Annotated in this window: 13 protein-coding genes and 1 pseudogene; 5 read left to right on the top strand and 9 right to left on the bottom strand. The window is 36.0% G+C overall.

Going from position 1 to position 21,096, the window contains the following annotated elements; genetic code table 11:
• Window positions 1-46: 46 nt before the first annotated feature.
• Both IPH52_27830 and IPH52_27825 read left to right on the top strand, forming a co-directional pair.
• Window positions 47-1,453, top strand: coding sequence for a hypothetical protein (locus tag IPH52_27830; GenBank protein MBK7058791.1), 1,407 nt, complete (start codon window positions 47-49; stop codon window positions 1,451-1,453).
• 384 nt (window positions 1,454-1,837) lie between these two features.
• Window positions 1,838-2,182 (top strand): hypothetical protein, encoded by a 345-nt coding sequence (locus tag IPH52_27825; protein ID MBK7058790.1) that lies wholly within the window; start codon window positions 1,838-1,840, stop codon window positions 2,180-2,182.
• 47 nt (window positions 2,183-2,229) lie between these two features.
• Here IPH52_27825 and IPH52_27820 read toward each other — a convergent pair whose 3' ends face one another.
• Window positions 2,230-3,090 (bottom strand): metallophosphoesterase, encoded by an 861-nt coding sequence (locus IPH52_27820; GenBank protein ID MBK7058789.1) that lies wholly within the window; start codon window positions 3,088-3,090, stop codon window positions 2,230-2,232.
• 120 nt (window positions 3,091-3,210) lie between these two features.
• Between IPH52_27820 and lpxD the strand changes: the two genes are divergently transcribed.
• Entirely contained in the window at window positions 3,211-4,269 is a 1,059-nt protein-coding gene (gene lpxD / locus IPH52_27815; protein MBK7058788.1) for a UDP-3-O-(3-hydroxymyristoyl)glucosamine N-acyltransferase, read from the top strand.
• An 8-nt stretch (window positions 4,270-4,277) separates the two neighbouring features.
• On the opposite strand, the gene IPH52_27810 is transcribed toward lpxD, so the two are convergent.
• Entirely contained in the window at window positions 4,278-5,357 is a 1,080-nt protein-coding gene (locus IPH52_27810; protein ID MBK7058787.1) for an alpha/beta fold hydrolase, read from the bottom strand.
• A gap of 939 nt (window positions 5,358-6,296) precedes the next feature.
• Here IPH52_27810 and IPH52_27805 point away from each other — a divergent pair.
• Window positions 6,297-11,753 (top strand): AAA family ATPase, encoded by a 5,457-nt coding sequence (locus IPH52_27805; protein MBK7058786.1) that lies wholly within the window; start codon window positions 6,297-6,299, stop codon window positions 11,751-11,753.
• A gap of 18 nt (window positions 11,754-11,771) precedes the next feature.
• On the opposite strand, the gene IPH52_27800 is transcribed toward IPH52_27805, so the two are convergent.
• Window positions 11,772-13,898, bottom strand: a complete 2,127-nt coding sequence (locus IPH52_27800; GenBank protein MBK7058785.1) for a guanylate cyclase — start codon at window positions 13,896-13,898, stop codon at window positions 11,772-11,774.
• Window positions 13,895-14,744 (bottom strand): annotated as a pseudogene (locus IPH52_27795) (SDR family oxidoreductase). The gene IPH52_27800 and the pseudogene IPH52_27795 overlap by 4 nt, the downstream one beginning before the upstream one ends.
• Window positions 14,745-14,907: 163 nt before the next feature.
• Between IPH52_27795 and IPH52_27790 the strand changes: the two are divergent.
• Entirely contained in the window at window positions 14,908-15,639 is a 732-nt protein-coding gene (locus tag IPH52_27790) for a hypothetical protein (protein MBK7058784.1), read from the top strand.
• 37 nt (window positions 15,640-15,676) lie between these two features.
• Here IPH52_27790 and IPH52_27785 read toward each other — a convergent pair whose 3' ends face one another.
• From IPH52_27785 to IPH52_27765, 5 genes are all read right to left on the bottom strand, one after another.
• Window positions 15,677-17,743, bottom strand: coding sequence for a guanylate cyclase (locus tag IPH52_27785; protein MBK7058783.1), 2,067 nt, complete (start codon window positions 17,741-17,743; stop codon window positions 15,677-15,679).
• A 29-nt stretch (window positions 17,744-17,772) separates the two neighbouring features.
• On the bottom strand, window positions 17,773-18,402 hold the full coding sequence (locus IPH52_27780) for a hypothetical protein (GenBank protein ID MBK7058782.1): 630 nt from the start codon (window positions 18,400-18,402) through the stop codon (window positions 17,773-17,775).
• 21 nt (window positions 18,403-18,423) lie between these two features.
• Entirely contained in the window at window positions 18,424-18,891 is a 468-nt protein-coding gene (locus IPH52_27775; GenBank protein MBK7058781.1) for an SDR family NAD(P)-dependent oxidoreductase, read from the bottom strand.
• Window positions 18,879-19,238, bottom strand: a complete 360-nt coding sequence (locus tag IPH52_27770) for an SDR family oxidoreductase (protein MBK7058780.1) — start codon at window positions 19,236-19,238, stop codon at window positions 18,879-18,881. The genes IPH52_27775 and IPH52_27770 overlap by 13 nt, the downstream gene beginning before the upstream one ends.
• 86 nt (window positions 19,239-19,324) lie before the next feature.
• Window positions 19,325-21,046, bottom strand: coding sequence for a GMC family oxidoreductase (locus IPH52_27765; protein ID MBK7058779.1), 1,722 nt, complete (start codon window positions 21,044-21,046; stop codon window positions 19,325-19,327).
• Window positions 21,047-21,096: the final 50 nt, after the last annotated feature.

Below are 21,096 nucleotides of genomic sequence, written 5' to 3'. Positions count from 1 at the left end.
TTGACACCTGATAGATGATTACGACTAAGTTAGTCTAGGCACAAAGATGAATGAAATTAAAGAAGTTATTTGCAACGAAAAAGATTTTCCTAAGCTGACAGAGAGTATCTTAAAACACAAAGAATTGGTCTTCATACCAAAGGGATTTGAAGCGGATGAATTTAAAAAACTAAAAGAAGAAACTAGAAATTTTTTATCAGAAAAATTTCAGATAGATTTCAGTAAGAAACCGATTATCGCCAATGGACATCAACCTGAGTTTCAACATCCCGGAATCCTATTTAAAGACTTACTCATTCATAAAATTGCAGAGTTAACGAAAGGTTTGCCGCTTCATATAGTAGTAGATACCGACCAGTTCGAAATGTCTTATGCCTACCCCGAAAGACTGGAAACTGGTTTTGCTCATTTAAAAACTTTGCACTTGAAAGACAAGGATAATAGAGTGTATTCGCAGACAACTCTCAGTGAAGAAGACAGAAAAGAGTTAACAAGTATTATCCAGAGTCAAATAGAAGAAGCGAAATATTTTATAAGTCCTACTATACAAAAAGAATTCGTAAGTATTTTAAATCGTAAGTTAGAACTTTTAAAAACGCACCAATATCTATTTGAAGTAAATGAAATCATACGAGAAGAATTTTACCAATCTAGAAAGATTCATATCTATAGAATCAATGTAAGTGAGTTGGTCAAATTACATTCTTTTAAAGTTTTGGTTGAAAAAATCAGGAAGCATCTAGATGAGTTTATGCAAGTTTACAATCAATCCCTGATTGATTATCGTAAAGAGCATAAAATTAAAAATCATGCACAGCCGATTCCCAATCTTGTATCGGGAGAAATGCCTTTCTGGATACTAGACCCGATCACAAAAAAAAGAAACGTGATGCGAGTGGAAGATTCAGTGGATAATGCCTGTATACTGCCCAAAGCGGTTACTCTTACTATGTTCATGAGACTTTTTATGACTGACTTTTTTATTCATGGAAAAGGAGGAGGGAGATACGAGGAAGTATCCGAGCATATTATAAAAGAATTTTTTAAGATTGAAGCAGCCCCTTACGAAGTAGCCAGTGCTACGATGCATCTGAATAAGACAGAATGGTTTCCAGTTCCTGATATTGATGAGAAGGAATTAGAATTAAAACTTAGAGATACTGTCTATTCGCCTGAAAAGTTTTTAGATCACACGAATCCCCTTGCCATTCAAAAAAAAGAATTGCAAAGTAAGTTTAAAAATCCTGACTCTGATAAAAAGGAATTACACAAAGAGATTTCTTCTTTGAATGATCAAATGGCAAAATTAATTCTTCCTGAAAAAGAAAAATTAGAACAGACCAAGAGTCAACTCCCGATTATCCAACACACAAATATGATTTTTCAATCCAGAACTCTTCCATTTTATTATTATAATATGAATGAATTGATTGAATATGTTGAGAAATATTAATCTAGAGGCGAGCAGGTCAATGTCATTAAGTGAAGAAAGATAGAAGAAAGATTAATCACGAAGGGCATACTTCGATAAACTCAGTATAAACGTCGAACACGAAGAAAAGAAAAGGAATTTGATTCCATACCTTCGTGAACTTCGTGCTCGGAGTTTATGCTGAGCCTTGCCGAAGTATGGTAAAAAAATTCTTATCTTAATGACATTGAGTATACGCAAAGGACACAAAGGAAGAAAAGTGCCGGCGTTTATAGTGAGCAATAACTTCCTAATTAGCTTGTTGAACCATGGCAAAACACACTGAATAGTTACAAAAAACTCCAACTTAGAGAACAAGTTTTTATTTTAATTGGCAAAATTTCCCTTTGATTTATCAGTATTTTTATGCAGCAAATATTTTTAGCAACAACGTCTGAACCATTAACCATACTAGTAGATATTATTTTTATCGTTGGCATCTCTACTGTAGTTGCCTGGTATTTTTATTTTTATCTCAAAAAAGAAATCATTGGAGGATTTGTAGGAGCGATTGTGATTTCTGGTCTCGGTGCCATTTTAATTCTCGCCTCTTTACAAACTTTCGTGCGTGATATCATCATGTGGCTCATGTCGCCTAAGCTAGGCACGATTCAACTTTCCAATGTGAATCTAATCGTTATTTTCCTCGGCGCTTACTTATCGTTATTTCTTCTAATTAAAATTAATTACAATCGTGGACGAAAAGACTAGTTTGATTGCACATAGGAATTTTTCTTACCTTTGCACCATCTCTGATCCTATTCTACTAAGATTTCTCTTACAGTTGTTTTTAAATCTTCGTTTATGATTAATTCTATATGATGATGCAAAGTCTTATCGTCTCTTTTAAATATCCTTGGAACTTTGGCTGCATTTATATAATTAGTATTTTCGATTTGGGTAAGCCAATTACGTTCCAAGTTTTTGTGTTTAACTCGATGGTGCATATGTCCGGCAATAGCGGCTAATACTTTATTGCCTTTGCTCTTTGCATAGTCGATAGCAAATCGATAGTCGCTATCCCCCCAGTCAAGTGGCTCTTTTGTAAAATCAGAACTCCATAAACTATTAGGTTCACTTCCTAAACCAAAAGGACCATTATGACCGAGAAAGATGATTGCCTCTTCTTTGCCTTCGTCTATGATTTGTATGTATCTGTCCTTTGAGTCTTGCAGGCTTTCTATTCCAAATCTTTTCTTTAGAATTGGTGCATAACTTAAATTTACCCCCATCGCAAAGGGACGCAGAACAATTAGGTTTAATTTGCAATTTTCAGTAGAGAGTGTATGAGTCTCGTAAGCGGATAATTGGATTTTACCCAGGGAATGTTTCATTCGTTCTAGTTTTTTATTTTGATTTAGTTGAAAGCCTTTGATTAGAAAATTATTTTGAAATATCTCTCCTGCTGATTGGAATAGATTGCTTGTGTCCGTATTTCCCGGTATCAGAAAGGATTTTTTCGTGATACTAGAAATCCGCTTCGCAACACTCGATTCACTTTCCGTATAACTTCTAAAATCCCCTGTGAATAAAATATAATCGTAATCGGAGCCATTAAAATACTCTGTATCTCGTTCATTCCAAAATCCATGAACGTCTCCAATGATTGCAATCTTCATCGAATTATCCTTCATTCCACTTTTTATCGTTTGTTATGACAATGTTTTTTGAGATAGGAATTTTTTCTAATGATAAAGATTTTTCTTGTCTGTATAGATTCTATTTAAGAAAAAGTATACATGAAATTAAAAGCCAGTGAAATTATATCTCTATTCCAACCAGCAGGAATTCTGGAATCATTAGATGGAGATACAACGATAACCGTCATATCTCCTGTCGAAGTCGGCAAGACAGGTGCTCTTGTTTTTGTGGACAATAAAAGTTTTCTTCCTTTTCTAAGGGAAAACAAACCCTCAGCCGTTGTAACCAATAAAGAATTTATCGAAGAAATTCGCACCTATGGACTAGAGGCGGTATTCTTAACTAAAAACGTAGCTGTTGCTCATGCTGCATTAAAACAAAAATACGCTGACAGAGATTTATTTACCTCTGAATGGGGCAAACGTCATGTAAGCGCTGTCATTCATGAATCTGCGACCATTCCTGATTCTTGTATGATTGGACCCAATGTAGTAGTTGGGGCAAATGTAGTGTTAGGTGAGAGAACTGTTCTTCTTGCTGGAGCAATTGTCGAATCCGGAGCAAAGCTAGGAGAGGATTGTGTTATTTATCCAAACGCTGTGATTGGTTATGACTGTATCTTGGGCAAACGTGTGTATGTCAAAAGTGGAACTGTCATTGGAAGTGAAGGATTTGGATTTGCATTTGGAAATGATAGACGCTATTACCGTATTCCGCAAACTGGAATTGTAGTATTGGAAGACGATGTGCATGTAGGAGCAAACTGTTGCATCGACAGAGCCGCTTATACAGAGACGCGAATCAAACGTGGAACCAAGTTCGACAATCTCTGTCATGTAGCGCATAACGTTGAAATTGGCGAAGACTGCGCATTAACCGCTGGATTCATTGTAGCAGGATCTACTAAGATTGGAAATAGAGTCATGACAAGTGGACAGTGCGGAATCTTAGATCATCTTACAATCGTTGATGATGTAATCATGGGGATGCGTCCTGGCGTTTCGAATGATGTAAAAAAATCGGGAGTATATGCCGGAACTCCACTGCAACCATTTGGTGAATACACAAAGAGTCTCGCGATTTATCGTAAACTTCCAGACCTCCGTGCCAGAGTAAATGAATTAGAAAAAGCACTGAAAGCGATGAAGGAAAAATAGAATCTCTTCTATTTCTGCTTCTTTAAAAATTCTAGAAATCGGGGAAAAATGTCCTTATCCACATTCTTTCCCATGAGAGTATCCTGATGACCGTATCCTTTGGCGATAAATAATTCATTTTTATTTTCTGGTTTAATTTTCTTTAAGGTGTCGTATGTCACAATATTGGAATCGCTAAAGACTCTGTTTTTATCACCAGTCATAAAAAGTATCGGAGTATCAATAGTAGCCGCATTGTCTAGGTAGTCATTCGGCAAATCGCTGTAACGCGCATTTTCGATTTGGTATTTTACAGCGACTCCTTTACGAACCATTCTACGAATATGCCTATGGTAGTTCATGGAAGTAGCGCCAAATAAATCTCCGACTCTATCGTGGGTAATAGGAGATAGCTGTGAATGCTCATAACAAGCGGGAAATCCAGTTCCCCACATCATACTGAGCATATGACAGGCTTGGTTATTGCATTCTCCATGAAATAGACTGACTGCTTTAGAAAGAACTTTTCCAAGAGCAGGACCGGGATTGTAATAAGACCTTGGATTCACATTCGGAAACCGCAGGATATATTCTATTGCAAAAGGAGCAACGGCTAATTTTATTTTTGACCAAGTAGCAACGCGCGGAGTAAGGGAAACACTGTTTGAAATTACACTTGTGATACCGTCAATTTTCTTTGCGAAAAGGCTCATCATAAAAGTAATCGATCCAACACAGTGCACAATGGCGTGAATTCTTTTCTTAGGACCGATATGCTTTCTGATTTCTGCAATCGCAGCGGGTAAGTCGTATAAGGCGACATCGTCTAGATTAAACCTATGAGGAAAAAGATTATAGCTATGGCGCATACTTCCTCTCCAGTCAAGCGACCATATATCTCCATATCCATTTGCATGTAGAAAATTTACAAGATTATTGTGCTCCGGCATGATATACATATCTGTCGAAGTAGTAAGACCATGTGAGAGTAAGATTACATCGTCTGATTCTTTTTTTAAAAAGCGAGTGAGGCTAATACCTAGTTTGTCTCCCGTTGTTATTGGATGAGTGCTGATAGTTCCTTCTTTTACACCTTCGAGAGTAAACATTGAAATTTCCCTTGCATTCCAAATCTCAGGCTCTGCGTTTTTAATATTTGGCTTGTAAACATCCCAGAGATTTCCTAAAAATAATTTTCCGAATTGGGTAACAGCCCTTTCGCGCTCAGCAAAAGTTTTACCATTTGATTTGATTGTAGTCATTTGCTTGGCAAAATCTTTGATGTAGATTTCTAAAATTCCAGTTGCTACAAGCTTTGCAGTCTTCTCTGCTTTCTCTTCGATATGACCTTCATAGATTCGAGTGTATAAGGTTGTAGTGTCTTTCCAGATATCAATGCCACTATCATTTTTCACAATCTTATGACCAGACATTGTAAGGAGTTTTCCATTATTATCCTTAAAGAAGAGTCGATAGAACATATTCTTTGTATTCTGAATGGGAGCATCCACATCTACAAAACAATTGAAGACACCTTTCTCCACATTGAATTTCCCGCCCCATTTGGGACATTCTACATATCCTTCCGCCATTCCTGTTTCTTTTGGATCGTTTACAAAAAAATCGACGTCGGGAATAATAATAGTTAGGTGAAACATAAAGTAATTGTCTTCTTTTTTTCCTGCATCAAAGCACTCCTTATAATCTAATGCTTTGTCCGAAAAACTAAGATAGCCTTTCATTTCTTCAGTAAATTGTATGTTGACGGGTTCTTTTGTTGCTGGCATAAATAATTTCCTTAAATGTTTTTGTATTATCGAGAAAGGAATACGCGGATATTTCACTTGTAGTCAATTCGTTGTCAAGTGAAAAAGAATTATTGTTCACAAAGTAAAAAATTGAGAAAAAACTCTTAGATGGCTATATATTTCTTGACTGATATTAAAACTATATGCTAATGATAGAGCTATAGAAATCTCATTGATTTAAAAATGGTCAATGGGTAAATACGGATTTTTCTCGAAAATTTTTTTTAAAAAGGGAATTCTATGATTCAAATTGGTGGATTTAAGATTGAAGAACAGATTTATGAAAGTGTAAACTCCAGAATTTTTAGGGGCAAACGGATAACAGACCAAGCCCCTGTCATCATAAAGAAAATTTCACAGGAATATCCTAGTCCAGACGAAATAAAGCAATTCAAACAAGAATACGAAGTTCTATCTAAACTCACAACCGATGGAGTGGTCAAAGCTTATGCATTAGAAAGAGATGGAAACTCAGTTGTGCTAGTCTTAGAAGATAGAGGAGCCGAATCTCTTCGGAAAATGTATTCGGGAACCAATCTCGAATTGATTGAATTTCTAGAAATTGCAATTCAATGCGCACGTATCTTAGGACAAATTCACGCAGCAAGAATTATTCACAAAGATATAAATCCTTCCAATATAACGTTTAACGTTTCTGACAAAAAAATACAAATCATTGACTTTGGTATCGCTACATATCTAAACAAAGAAAATCCTGTTATCAAAAATCCTAGCTCTCTAGAAGGGACTTTGCCGTATATATCTCCCGAACAGACAGGAAGAATGAATCGCTCTTTAGACTATCGCACCGACTACTACTCGTTAGGCGTTAGTTTCTTTGAACTACTTACCAATGAAATGCCTTTCTACTCAGAAGATCCTCTTGAGTTCATTCACTCGATTATTACCCAAGAGCCAAGATTAGTATCTAGTATCAACAAAAAGATTCCAGAACAAGTTGCGGCTATTATAAGTAAGCTGCTTGCGAAGAATGCAGAAGATCGTTATCAGAGTTCTGTTGGTTTAATCAAAGACTTAGAAGAATGTCTAGATCAAATGAAGAAAAAATCGAAGATTGATTTTTTCCCATTGGGTAAATTTGATGTTAGCCAAGAATTTAATATTCCACAAAAACTCTACGGTAGGGAAAAAGAAGTAGAGTGGTTATTAGGTCATTTTGATCAATACATAGATAATTTCCGTCGTAGGTCAATAGCTGTTACCCGTCAAATTCCAATTATGCTAGTAAGTGGCTATTCCGGTATAGGCAAATCGGTATTAGTCCAAGAACTATTTAAGTCGATTACCAAAAGACGTGGCTATTATATCTCCGGAAAATTCGATCAATTACAAAAGAATATTCCTTATTTTGCAATTCTAAAAGCATTTCAAGAACTTGTCCGTCAACTGCTAAGTGAGCCGGAAGAGGAACTCAAGTCGTGGAAGAATAAGATTTTGCGCGAGCTAGGAAACAATGGTGCTGTTATCACAGATGTAATCAAAGAGCTTGAATTGGTCATCGGAGAACAACCAGCATTACCCGAACTCGGTCCGAGTGAAACACAGAATCGTTTCTTTGAGGGTTTTCAGAGATTCATCAGTGTATTTGCTAAACCAGAGCACCCTCTAGCGCTATTTCTCGATGATTTACAGTGGGCTGATTCTGCTTCTTTGAAATTGATAGAAACATTGAGTCAGGGAGATCAATCCTGTATTTTTATCATAGGCGCTTACAGGGACAATGAGGTGAATGACGCTCATCCGCTCAAACTTTCCATGAAAGAAGTCCGAGAAAGTTTTAAGAGTGAAGATTCTGATATTATTCCCGAAATTCCTGAAATAAAATTAAATCCACTTTCTAAAGAAAACACAGAGGAGCTAATAGCAGATACCCTCCGAATGGAAAAAGCAAATGTGCGAGAGTTGGCGGCTCTGATCCAAGATAAGACTGGTGGAAATCCATTTTTTACAAATGAGTTTTTGAAGTCACTTTATAACGAGGAGTATTTAGTTTTCGATCCAGAATTTAATTCTAAAGAAGGCTATAAACCCTGGAAATGGGATTTAGAGAAAATAAAAGATCTTAACATTTCGGATAACGTTGTTGAGTTAATGACTTCAAAAATTCAAAAATTATCCGAGCAAGTGCAATATTATTTAAGAATCGCATCTTGTATTGGAAATCGCTTTTCATTAGAGGGTGTAGCTCTTATTGCTCACGAAGAGAAGGAGAACATTCTAAAGAAAATTCATGAAGCCATTCAGTCAGGACTTGTTCAGCCAACCAATGAGAATTATAAATTCTTAGAGTTAGATATTAAGTATGAAGGAGTAACCGAATTCAAATTTTTACATGACCGAATTCAACAAGCGGCTTATACACTTATACCGTTAGAAGAGAAATCTAAGGTCCATTTCGAGATTGGAAGTTTTCTTTTAGAGAATGCAACAGAGGAAGGATTGGAAGACAATCTATTTGATATAGTAAATCATATCAACCAGGGAATCGTTCATTCAAAGAAAGAGGATCAGATCAAGTTGGCGAATCTAAACTTGAGAGCTTGTAGCAAAGCCAAAGCCTCCGCGGCTTATGAAACCGCTATAGGCTATGCAAGATTAGCCTTAGAACTCTTAGACCAGCCTATCAAGAAAGAAGATGTTCTAGACGCAAATAACGAACAGTGGAAAGAAAATTATGATTTATTGTTCCAACTTTATTTTGAAATGGCAGAAGCATCCTATATTGACACACGATACGAAGATTGTGAAGCGTTAGTTGAAATATCATTGCCTCATTGTAAGGATGTCTTAGATAAAACAAGAATTTATACAGTCAAGATAAGATCCCTCATTGCTCAAAACAAATTAAGAGAAGCAATCCAATCTTCCTTTCCTATGCTCGATGAACTAGGTCTTAAGTTTCCGCGTAATCCAAATAAGCTGCTAGTTGGACTCGGTCTTGTTAAATCCATTCTAAAATATTCAGATAAGAAAATCATGAATATGGATAAGCTTCCTACAATGACGGATAAGGCATATTATGCGGGATTTGAATTGATGCTAATTATCGGTGGATCTGCGTATTTAACTATGCCCGATCTAAATCCTATGTTGCTTTTTAAGGGACTTGATATTACTTTTAAAAAAGGAATTTCCGATCTTACTTCGCCACTTCTCGGTGCATATATTATCATTCTATGTGGAATTTTAAATAAAATTGATGTAGGCTATCGTATGTGCCAAGCTTGCCTTGAGATATATGAGAAGTATCCGAACCCTAAGCAGTATGGTAGCATTCTTACTATAATGAATATATTTGGAATTCATTGGAAAGAAAGTTTGCACGTTAATACAAAAAACTTTCTAGAGGCTTACAAGGTTTGTCTTCAAAATGGAGATTTGACTTATGGCGGTTTCTCCATTAACAATTACTTGCGCAATTCGTTTTATAGTGGTAAAGAGCTTTCTCAGTTAAACAAAGAGTTTGCGGTCTATTTAAAAAAAGTAAAAAGTATGCGCCAAGAGTCCGCCTACTATTTAATAGCTTCCCTGTATCAGATGAATGAAAATCTACTCGGAAAAGTAGATGATCCTTCGATTTTAAGCGGAGAAGTCTTTGATCCGAAAAGAGATTTACCAAAGTTAGAAGCACAACACGACAACGCATCGATTGGATATTTTTATTTAATGGAAGTGATGCTCTCTTTTCTTTTTGGTAAATACCAATATGGATTAGAGCAAGCGGCAAAATTTAGAAAATTCATTGATAACGATTTATCAACGATAAATGTTCCTTTGTTCTATTTTTACGAAGCACTTCTCATTTCTAGTTTCATTAAAAAATCGTCCGGAAGTTTATATCGAAAATTCAAATCTAATCTCAAGAAAATGAAATTCTATTGTGACAATGCGCCCGTCAACCATGAGCATCGATACTACTTACTTTTAGCCGAACAAGGAAGATTGGAAAATGATTCCGATAAGGCAGAGGTTAATTACGATAAGGCGGTAGAGCTTTCGAAAGCAAAAGGATTTCCAAACGATGAAGCGATTTGCTCTGAGCTAGCAGGAAAGTTTTATCTTGGGAAAGGAAGAAAGATGTTGGCTGCCCCTTATTTTATGAATTCCTACAATGCTTACAATATATGGGGAGCGGTAGCAAAGATGCGGCAAATGGAAGTTACCTACATAGGAGTTCAACTAAAACGACCTGAAACTAAAGTAGGTGGTGCGACTACATTTGCTCATACAACGATTAGCAGTTCTCCAACTACGAACATAGCATCAACCTCAGTAACAAAGAATTCGAATGAGGCATTTGATTTAGCTTCTGTGATGAAGGCTTCTCAATCTATTTCGGGAGAAATCGTATTAGATAAATTGCTTCGAAGTCTAATGAGCACACTTTTACAAAACGCTGGAGCAGATAGAGGAATTCTGATTTTAGAATCTAAAAAGAAATTCTATGCAGAGGCGATTGCTGAATCAGGTCGTGATTCTCAAATATTGCAATCCATTTCCATTGATGGAACAACACTGATTTGCCCCACAAGCATGATCTTTTTTGTGATTCGTTCGAAGGAGAATGTGGTTCTAGATGATGCGATTTCTGATTCTAAGTATGGAGGAGATGCATACATCCAAACAGCAAAGCCAAGGTCGGTCATATGCACACCACTCATGACACAGGGTAAAGTAGTCGGAGTATTGTATTTAGAAAATAAAGTTTCTACAGGTGCTTTTACAAAAGAGCGGCTAAGAATACTTAACCTACTGTCCTCGCAAGCAGCCATTTCGATTGAAAATGCTAGGCTCTACTCCAATATGTCCGAACTCAATGCGGCTTATCAGCGTTTTGTGCCAGAGGAATTTTTACGCTTCTTAAACAGAGAAAGCATTGTAGATGTAAAACTTGGCGATCAGATTCGAAAAGAGATGTCTGTTTTGTTTAGCGACATACGCTCATTTACCGAGCTATCTGAGAAGATGACACCCGAAGAGAATTTTAATTTTATTAATTCTTATTTGAAAAGAATGGGACCGAATATTCGAGAGAATAATGGCTTCATCGACAAATACATTGGAGATGCTATCATGGCACTGTTCCCTCGCAATGCAGATGACGCGATAAAAGCTTCGATTCAAATGATGGAAGGAATTAAGAAATACAACGGGCACAGAGCTAATCAAGGTTATCCACCAATTTCTATTGGGATTGGGATTCACACGGGCGAGTTGATGCTAGGAACTGTGGGAGAAGACAAGAGAATGGATACCACTGTGATTTCGGATGCGGTAAATCTTTCTTCTAGACTCGAAAGTATGACCAAGCAATATGGAGTTGGAATTATTATCAGTGAGGATACTCTGAATAAGACGCATGAAAAGAACAAATACAAGTATCGACTACTTGATAATGTAATTGTAAAGGGTAAGACTACTCCTGTTGTTGTGTATGAGATTTTAGATTATTATCCAGAAGAGATTTTAAAAGATAAGCTTGCTACTAGAGGCGATTACGAGAAAGGGGTTACTCTATTTTATGCGGGAAACTTTTCTGAGGCAAAGACTTTATTTGAAAAAGTCCTCACAATCACTAAGGAAGACAAAGCAGCCAAGTTATTTTTAGAACGAGTAGAGAATCTTTTGAAAAATCTAGACGATTGGAAAGGTGTTTCTACTCTGAGTGAAAAATAACTTAGCTGTCTGTTGGATTTACTTTTCGGTTAATACTGATATGCCATCCCAGTTATCTTCAATATCATGGACAAGATAATAATCTGCACGCTGCAGATAAATATTTGAAACCTTATCGCTTGGATTCGTTTTGAGTACTTCCAGAAAACATTCTTTGGCTTCTTTGAATTGTTTTCTGTAATAAAACTCGATTCCTATTTCATAGGTTGACATAGTTTTAAATTTTAATTCGAAGCTAGTTTCTGTGTCACCGTCAAATGCTTCGTATATGGAGATTGCTTGTTTCTTGCCTTTTACTTGCACCCGATCTAGAAAGCGAAAGTGAAAATTATTCGGATTATTCAGGTTTAAAAATGTTTTTTCACTTATTGCTATTTTGATTCCATAGATTTTTGTGAGACCCTCAATTCTTGATCCAAGATTTACTGAATCAGAAATTACAGTTCCTTCCATTCTTTCTATTCCACCGATTGCGCCTAACATGAGTCTGCCGGTGTGCATTCCTATACCAATTTTAATTTGTTCATACCCCTGTTTGTTTCTATGAAGATTGTAAACTAGAATATGCTTTTGCATTTGTATTGCCGCATTCAATGCATTGTCTGGGGTTCCATCGAATAACGCCATTATGCCGTCACCCATGAATTTATCAATGTAACCATGATTATTCTGAATGATCGGACTCATCCTTCCTAAGTAGGAATTGATAAAATTAAAATTTTGCTCAGGAGTCATTTTTTCGGATAAGTCTGTGAAGGAACGAATGTCCGCAAACATCACAGTCATTTCTTTTGAAATTTGATCTCCTAGTTTTACATCTAGAATGGAATCTTTTCCAAGATTCGATAAAAATTGCTTTGGAACAAAGCGAGCGTAGGAATTTGCAAGCAGGGTTTGCATTTCAATTGCATACTTCTGTGCATCTTCTTTTTCTTTCTTCATCATGTTGATTCTTGCTGCGAGTGCAATTGAGAGGAGGATAACTTCCATTGCCCCACCGATTTGTATTCCGTATGTCGTTATAAAAATATTTGGAAGTATACCGAGGGATTTAAAACTATAGAGAAGACCACCAATAAAAAAAGCAGACCAAGAAATTAAGTAATAGGCGGCAGGTTTATATCCTTTTCTCCAGACGTAGATTGCAGTTCCAATCATGAATGGAAGTCCGAAAAGAATGTAGGCAACTATTATCCACAATATAGAGGATATGCTTACTACCATTGCATTCACCGTCAAAATCATCCCTAACCAAACCCAGACGTTGAAAAATTTATCCATGCGCGGTGAGTTCTTGGCGGATAATATAAAGTATCTTGTGAACTGAATGATGAAGGAAACAGAAAACGGGATTAAAAAAGTGGGGGCGTAACTTGCAAGCCAAGTAGAATTTGGCCAGACATATTGAAATGCTAATCCATTTAAACTCATTTGCAAAAGTCCAAACGAAACAATATACATGACGTAAAAGAAATAACTTAAATCTTTCACATAGATGAATAAGAATAAGTTATACAAAGCCATTGCTAGAATTAATCCATAGTAAAGGCCAAATAGAATTTGCTCATCGGATTTGTGCTCGGTCATTGCTTTTTCATTCCAAATTTTCATAGGAATGGAAATAGTGCTTTCCGAGCTTACTCTTAAATAAAAAGTTTTAGGGTCATTTGTTTTTAAGGGGAGTTCGAATAAAAAAGTTCTATGTTTAAAATGACGATCGTAAAAGGGTAGAGTATCTCCGTAAAATGTTGTTGTATAGGTTCCATCAACTTGTGGTGTGAATAAATCTACATGATCTAGAACAGGGTGGGCAACTTCGAGTAACCAATCTTGGTCTACACTTAGGGATTGAATTTGCATTTTTATCCAATAAGTTTTCTTAGACAATCCAAAATTAAAATTCTTATGTGGTTGAAAACTTGATTCAGGAAGAGATTTAATTTGTTCAAAGGAATACGAACCCTTATCATCTACAAAGACTCGCGCTTGCTTTGCTATATCATATGATTGATTTTCTTCTTTTAGAGAAATAACTTCTAACTCATCGGAGGCAAACATGGGTAATGCGCAGATTAAAAATAAATTCACGTAAATGAATCGGAGAAAAGTAGTCTTTGTAAAAAGCATTGTGTTAATCATTCTCATTTTAGTATTCCTAATTTTTTTGCTATAATTCTATCAAATAATCTTGTAGGAAGTAAGGCGGGAAAAAGAAAATCCAATAAAAAAGCTAGTTCTGAGAAAGTATTTTGTTTTTGGATTTGGATTTTCAATGGCGTTGATGATTGTATTGACTACTTTTGAAATGGGAACACCCTCTTTGACCTTAGCCTCATTTAATTCTTTAAACCTTTTAAGCATTGGCGCATAATCAGAATTTTTAGAAGCCTCGTCAATTCCTGATTCCAATTTCGCAATCAGAGATGTATTGACTGAACCAGGAAGAATTCCAATTACATCAATTCCGTATAACATCAATTCTCTCCTAAGACCGTCTGTAAATGCTTCCATTCCATGTTTGGATATTGAGTAGGCGGCAAGAAAGGGCACTGTTCGTATACCGCTTAAAGAGCTAATATTGATTATCCGCCCAGGCTTGAATGATGTATTTTTATCTGCACCGAGTAGCGGCAGAAATGCCTTTGTCACTGCAAACGTTCCAACTAGATTTACATCTAACTGTTTTTTGAATTCAGATATGGATAAATCTTTGAGTGCTCCTGAGACTACGATGCCCGCGTTATTTACTAAAGCAGCTAATCCATCACTGCCAAGCTTAGATTTTACAACAAAGACAGCTTTTTCAATACCAGCTTCATCTGTAATATCAAATAGGAGTGGAGTAAAATTTGTGCCTAATTTTTCTTTGAGTGAATCTGCGTTTTTTTTATCGCGAACTGATCCGAATACATGATAGCCTTTTTGAAGCAAGGCTTCGCAGGTTGCTTCTCCGATTCCTGAATTGATTCCAGTGATTAGAATATATTTCATAATATCCTTTAAGCTATATGGATTTTTTTAAAACAAGATTAAAATTCCTGTTTCTAAAAAAACATATCTATTTATTAATTGTTTGAAAAAACAGATAAATAATATTATACCTTGTATACTAGTAAAGTATAAATTTTTTTTAGTTTTCACTGAGGAATTTTTTATGACAGCAGCCGGGCATCTATCAAGTGCATTTATAATCAAATCGAAGTTTAAAGAAATTCCTTTTTGGATATTACTCTTAGCTAGTGAAGCCGTTGAAATAGTATGGGTGATTTTGAATTTGAATCTAATCTCACTATCAGAGCCAATTGAGGCTATGAAGATAAATTCTCCGTTTCAATACATTGGCGATATGATTTTATTTCAGCAGATTGTCTCTCATTCTTTTTTGGGCGCACTCCTAATCGCACTTATTTTCGCTTTGTTTTTTAAGGTATGGAAGCGAATCAATGGAATTTTCCTAGCTGTTTTTTTAGGAGTTTTTGGTCATTGGTGTTTGGATTTAATTGTTCATGATGCTGACCTTCCTGTTTTCATTTCTTTGGCTTCTCTGAAGTTAGGACCGCTTTTAAATTTTGATTCTTCTCATCCAGAACAAGGCTTTTATTCGACGGCTCCTATTTTTGGATTTTTCTTTCAGACTCTATTTTCTTTTTTTTCAGCATTCACTTACTTGAAATCTTTTCCCTTAGTAGATACTAAAAAGAAAAAAAAATTTTGGATTTTGATTTCCCTTGTAAATCTTTCTATTCTAGGAATTTTTTTGAAAGGCGCAATGACCTGGCTTATTACTAGTTCGAAGATGATGGTCATCATGGTTTTTGTTGATATTCTTATTAGCGGCATAATGCTATATGCCGCTGTAAAAATTGTTGAGCCAGAGAATACTTAACGATTCCCTGGGGACTGCAATGACTTTTTAAACTTTCTTATTTTTCCAGCATTCTCTCGGATCCATCCCAATCCGAGCTGCGATTACTATAATGAGATCTTTGAATATACATCTCAGCTACTTTATCGTTTGAATTTGTCTGCAAAACATTTTGAAAATAGGGACGACATTCTTCAAATTTTTTATCGTAATAAAGTTTGATTCCCTGATTATAATCCTGCATGGTTTTTGCTTTCAAGTCAATGCTCTCAGGGGTGTCTCCATCAAATATTTCATAGATAATGACGGGCTCATTTTTACCTTTTACTTTCACTCTATCTAGGAATCTATGTAAGTATTGATCTTTATTTGCAAGAGAATTAAATGTCCACTCACTAGTTGCAATTTTGACACCATAGGTTTTTGTTAGACTCTCAATACGAGAAGCAAGATTTACAGTATCAGATATGACAGTTCCTTCCATTCTATTTTCTCCGCCGATTGCACCGAGCATAAGCATACCAGTATTAACCCCAATACCTACGTCTATTGCTTTATAACCTCTATATTCTCTATCTATATTGTAATGGATTAAATATTTTTGCATATCCACTGCCGCCTTAATGGCGTTATCCGCAGATCCACTGAATAACGCCATTATGCCGTCACCCATGAATTTATCAATATAACCACCGTTATCCTTAATGATCGGACTCATGCGTTTCAGGTAGGAGTTTATAAAATTAAAATTTTCCTTGGGCGCCATTTTCTCGGAGAGAGTTGTAAAGGAGCGGATATCGGCAAACATGATAGACATATTCTTTAATACTTGGTCTCCTAGTTTAACATCTAGAATCGAATCTTTACTGAGTATCACTAAAAACTCTTTTGGCACAAAACGCGCGTAAGACTCTGTTAATTGAGTTTGTAATATTAAAGCCTCTTTTTGTGCTGCTTCTTTTTCCCTCTTCAAAATGTTAATTCTATCGGCTAACGCAAAAGAAAGTAGAACGACTTCAATTGCTGATCCAATATACATTCCATATTCCGTAATGAAATTAGTAGGTAAAAGATTGATTGATCTAAATAAAATAATTAGCACTGCAGCAATTAAAACCGAGAATGCAACCAAGAAATATCTAGCAGGCGAAAAGCCTTGTCTTAAAGCACTGATAGCGATTACAAAGCTTCCAATAATAGGAAGCAATACCAAGGACACAGCAAGTTGAATGCTTAAATAGGTTGGCAGTGTAACAGTCGATAGCATTAACACAATTCCAATTCCAATAGAAATGTTTAAGAATATATTGCTCTTTCGAAATTTTTCTTTTGTCTTTAAAAAGTATTTATTAAACAAGCTTACGCCTGCAATGGAAACACCTGTGAATAGCGGATAATAGTGCAAAGTCATCCAAGAAAAATTAGGCCATACATACTCAGCCCCGAGTCCACTTAAACCCAATTGAATAAAGATAAAACTTAGAATATAGGTAACATAATACAAATAGCTTAAATCCTTCACTGCAAGAAAAAGGAAAAAGTTATAAACAGCAATGACGCACATCATACCGAAATAAAATCCGAAGAGAAACTTTTGATTTGTATCTTCTTTTATAAAAGCATCTTTCTTAATAATGGATGAGGGTAATTGTAAATTTCCGCTTGTCTTTGCGTAGATAAATATTTCTTTGGATTCCCCTTTCTCTAAATGAAGGTTAAACACATAGTTTCGATTATCCACATCACGCTCTGAAAAAGGAACATAGGCGCCTGATTTTTTTTCTATATAATTCCCTGAAGAGTCGGGACTGAAAAAAGAGAAGTAATCCATTACAGGAAATCTCATTTGATAAAACCAATCTGTTTCATTGGAATGATTCGTTACTTTGAATTTGAACCAATACGCAGAGAGTGTATGTCCAAAGTTAGGAGTTTCAATTTCTGATTTTTTAAAACGTGTGAGATTCTCTGGGAGTCTCACCGCTTCAAAATTTAGATTATCTTCTTTGACTTCTAGATATTCTATCTCTTTGCCAATAGAGATTTCATTTTGCGCATCATTCAGATTAGCCTCTGGATACAACTGCGTAAAGGCAAGAACTAGGAGAAGTAGAATTCGATTCATTTTTTTACCTCGGAGAAATATTTCAATTTTTATTCTGTAACTGATAATTTTGGAGAATACACATCATACAGTGTTCCCAGAAACATTTTGTTGAAATCTACAAATGCTTCCAAGTTTGTGACAGGATCAGCACCTTTTACTCTAAACGTTGTTAGCTGCTTTAAAAAATCTAGCATATAAATTTTAACAATTCCTTTTGCTATTACGTCTATATCATCCTCTCTATCGGTAATACCTTTATAAATTCTTGTAAATAGAGTTGTTGTGTCTTCCCAAATATCAAATATAGGATCATCTTTTATGTCTTTGAACCCAAAGAGTGTAAGATCTTCACCGGAGATTATATTTTTAAAGTAGATTCTGTATTTCATAAATTTATGTTTCGGATTATCAGTATTGACATACAAATTAAAATTTGCATTTTCATACGGAACTTTTCCACCGAATAAGTCAGACTCTATCCATCCCTTCATCGGAGATGCGAGTGATGGAGTTTTATCAAATTTAAAAACATCGTTAATTGTAATTTCCGAATGAAACATAAAAAAGCGATTTGCTTCTTTGCCATCTTTAAATCCAGTTTCAAAATTCTCTGCGCCTAACGTAAGGAAACCTTTCATTTCTTCTGTGAATGTTAATTCTACTACTGGTTTATTCATTTTCAATTTCTCCTATTTTGATTAATCTAGAATTCCTAATTTTTTTAATTTCTCTTTATTTTCTAATCCTTTTTTCTCGAAGGTAGGCCAGATAATTGGTATTAGACCCACAAAAAATTGTGCGAGTCTTGCTAATATACCTTGCGAATAAGGGACGTATATCTCAATTTTTCCTGTTTGTATACCTTTCCATACTGCATTTGCTACATCCTCTGGAGGTAACGGATAATTCGCATATGCCATTGGCGATGCGTCTTGTGTTGCCGTATATTTTAGCATCGGTGTGAGGATTGCATCTGGCATAACGTTTGTTACCTGTATGTTGAATTTTTTTAATTCTAAAAATAGCGTTTGTAGTAAACCTCTTAGTGCAAATTTGGATGCGACATACATATTGTGCTTGGGTGCAGGGACAATGCCCGCGAGTGAAGAGACTACTACAATTTTGCCGCTACCATTCTTTTTGAAATGGGGAATTAAATTGTGAATGAAATAGACTGCACCGAAGAAATTACTTCCATTTGCAGTCTAATATTCTGCATTGGGACTTCTTCAAATAAACCAGGGCGAATCACGCCGGCTAAACAAACCAGGACATCAATTTTCTCGAATTTTGAAATAGCTTGTTTGATCGCGTCTTGCACCTTTTCTTCCTTGCTCACATCACAAACTATTAGTAAGCTTTCCACTTTCAAAATCTCTACAAGAGATTTTAGTTTTTCTTCGTCGTTGTCTATGATTGCTAATTTATATCCGTTTTTAAGAAGGAGCTTGCAGGTTTCGATTCCGATTCCACCTGCTGCTCCTGTTACTATCGCAGTCTTTTGTATTTGCATCCTTTTCCTTCCTAGATTGGAATACAATATTTAGGCATTCCAATTTTGCAAACACTATTACTCTATTTATACTAAGATAAACCTCTTTACTTCAAACTAGAGTCAGGTTTAATGCCTGTTATCCCCTCGGCGACCATTTCGGATAGGGCACTGATAGTGGCGATTGGATTTGCACCTACTGCTGTGGGAACAATGCTTCCATCTGCAACGAAAAGATTTTCATATCCAAACACTTGTCCGAAAGTTTTGCGGTTGGCACTAGTAACACCTTTATCGGGAGTATCGGCTAACACGCATCCACCTAAGGCGTGGACTGTGACATTGTCTTTTGTGATTGCATTCCAATTAAACAGTGGAAACCAAAATTTTGCCTTTGTGATTTCATAAAATCTTTTTGATACTTCTAGAATTTTTTCATATAGAGGCATGCTTTCTTCTTGGGTCCAATCTATTTCTAATTCTCCGTCTTTTAAAAACATTTTTCCATTGGAATTATCCACTCCCATAAAAAGAAGAACGCTTGAGTTTTGGGACATATCGTTTGCTAATAAGTCATTAAAAATATATCCAGATCGACCATAGGCACTTCCTTCTTTTGTAATCTTTAACCAAATGTCTTTTACTACTGACTTGATAGATTTCCAAAGTGATGGAGTAGGAATGGAATTAGCCGCCCAAGAGGCAAATGCCGGGTAGCTCGCATCTTCTAAAACAAAGGCTCGCTTTTTATCTGGATCCTTAAATAGATTAAAATCAGTGGCTTGCGTAATGACAGGTCCATAGTTTGGATTGGATTCTTCTTTGCCTTTGATTACAAAAGACAGGAAATCTCCGTTTCCAGAAAAATGCTCACCGAGTTTAGAAGAAATGTTAGGAAGAGTTTTAAATTCGTTTTTGCATTTTAAAAGTAACTCTGTTGAGCCTAATGCTCCAGCGGATAATACGATTCTTCTCGTATCAACAAACCCGTCCCTGCTAGAATTTACCTGTTTTGTTAAATCTGAAAAGTAAATTCTATATCCATTTTTTCCATCAGCAGTTATATCTTCTTTGCCGCTTGCATCCAGAGGAATAATTTTCTTTACTAAATGCTCGGTGCGAATCTCCGCCTTATGAACATTTTCCGCAACATAGAGGTAGTTTAAGTCGAGTGTATTTTTAGAATGAGTATTGCAGCCTACATCGCATTCTCCGCAGTAGGTGCAAGAAGTCTGTAAAGCTCCATAACGATTTTTTTCTTGCACTCCAATATCGGTAGGTTTTTGAAAATCATTTCCAAAGAAGACATTCAAGTCGAGCAACTGAGAATTGTGCCCCATTTCTTTTGCGACTTGTTGAAATCTTTCTGTGCGTTTTATTTTTCTTCTAGGATCATCGTTAGTCGGAATGGGTCTTGCGCCTAATACCTCTTTTGCAACTTTGTAATAAGGTTGTAGCTTTTCTTTTTTACAAGTCTCAGGCCAGCGTTCATTGAAAACCCAATCCGGAGGCTCTAAGAAAACGTTTGCGTAAATCAGAGAACCTCCGCCAAGTCCAGCGGAAATCACAGCATCCATCCGTTTGAAATTGCGAATATCGAATAATCCTTTTGTTTCTTCATCCTGCGGATTACCGCCCTTAGTCTCGGATGGAATATTCCAAAAGTTCTTAGACATTTCATGCGGAGTTCTTGCAAAAGAATACATCGGGTAACGCTTCCCTCGCTCGAATACTAACACTTTGCCGCCAGGCCATTTTTTACTCAAACGACAGGCATTAATCCCGCCTCCAAAGCCACTACCAATAATCACCGCTTCATACATAAACACTCTCTCCATTTTTACTTTGTCATCCCCGAAATTCCACCCGATGCGATACT

The organism is Leptospiraceae bacterium (assembly GCA_016708435.1).
GTDB lineage: Bacteria > Spirochaetota > Leptospiria > Leptospirales > Leptospiraceae > UBA2033.
Note: the sequence above shows the minus strand (reverse complement) of the source record. Positions and strands in the feature narration are given on the sequence as shown.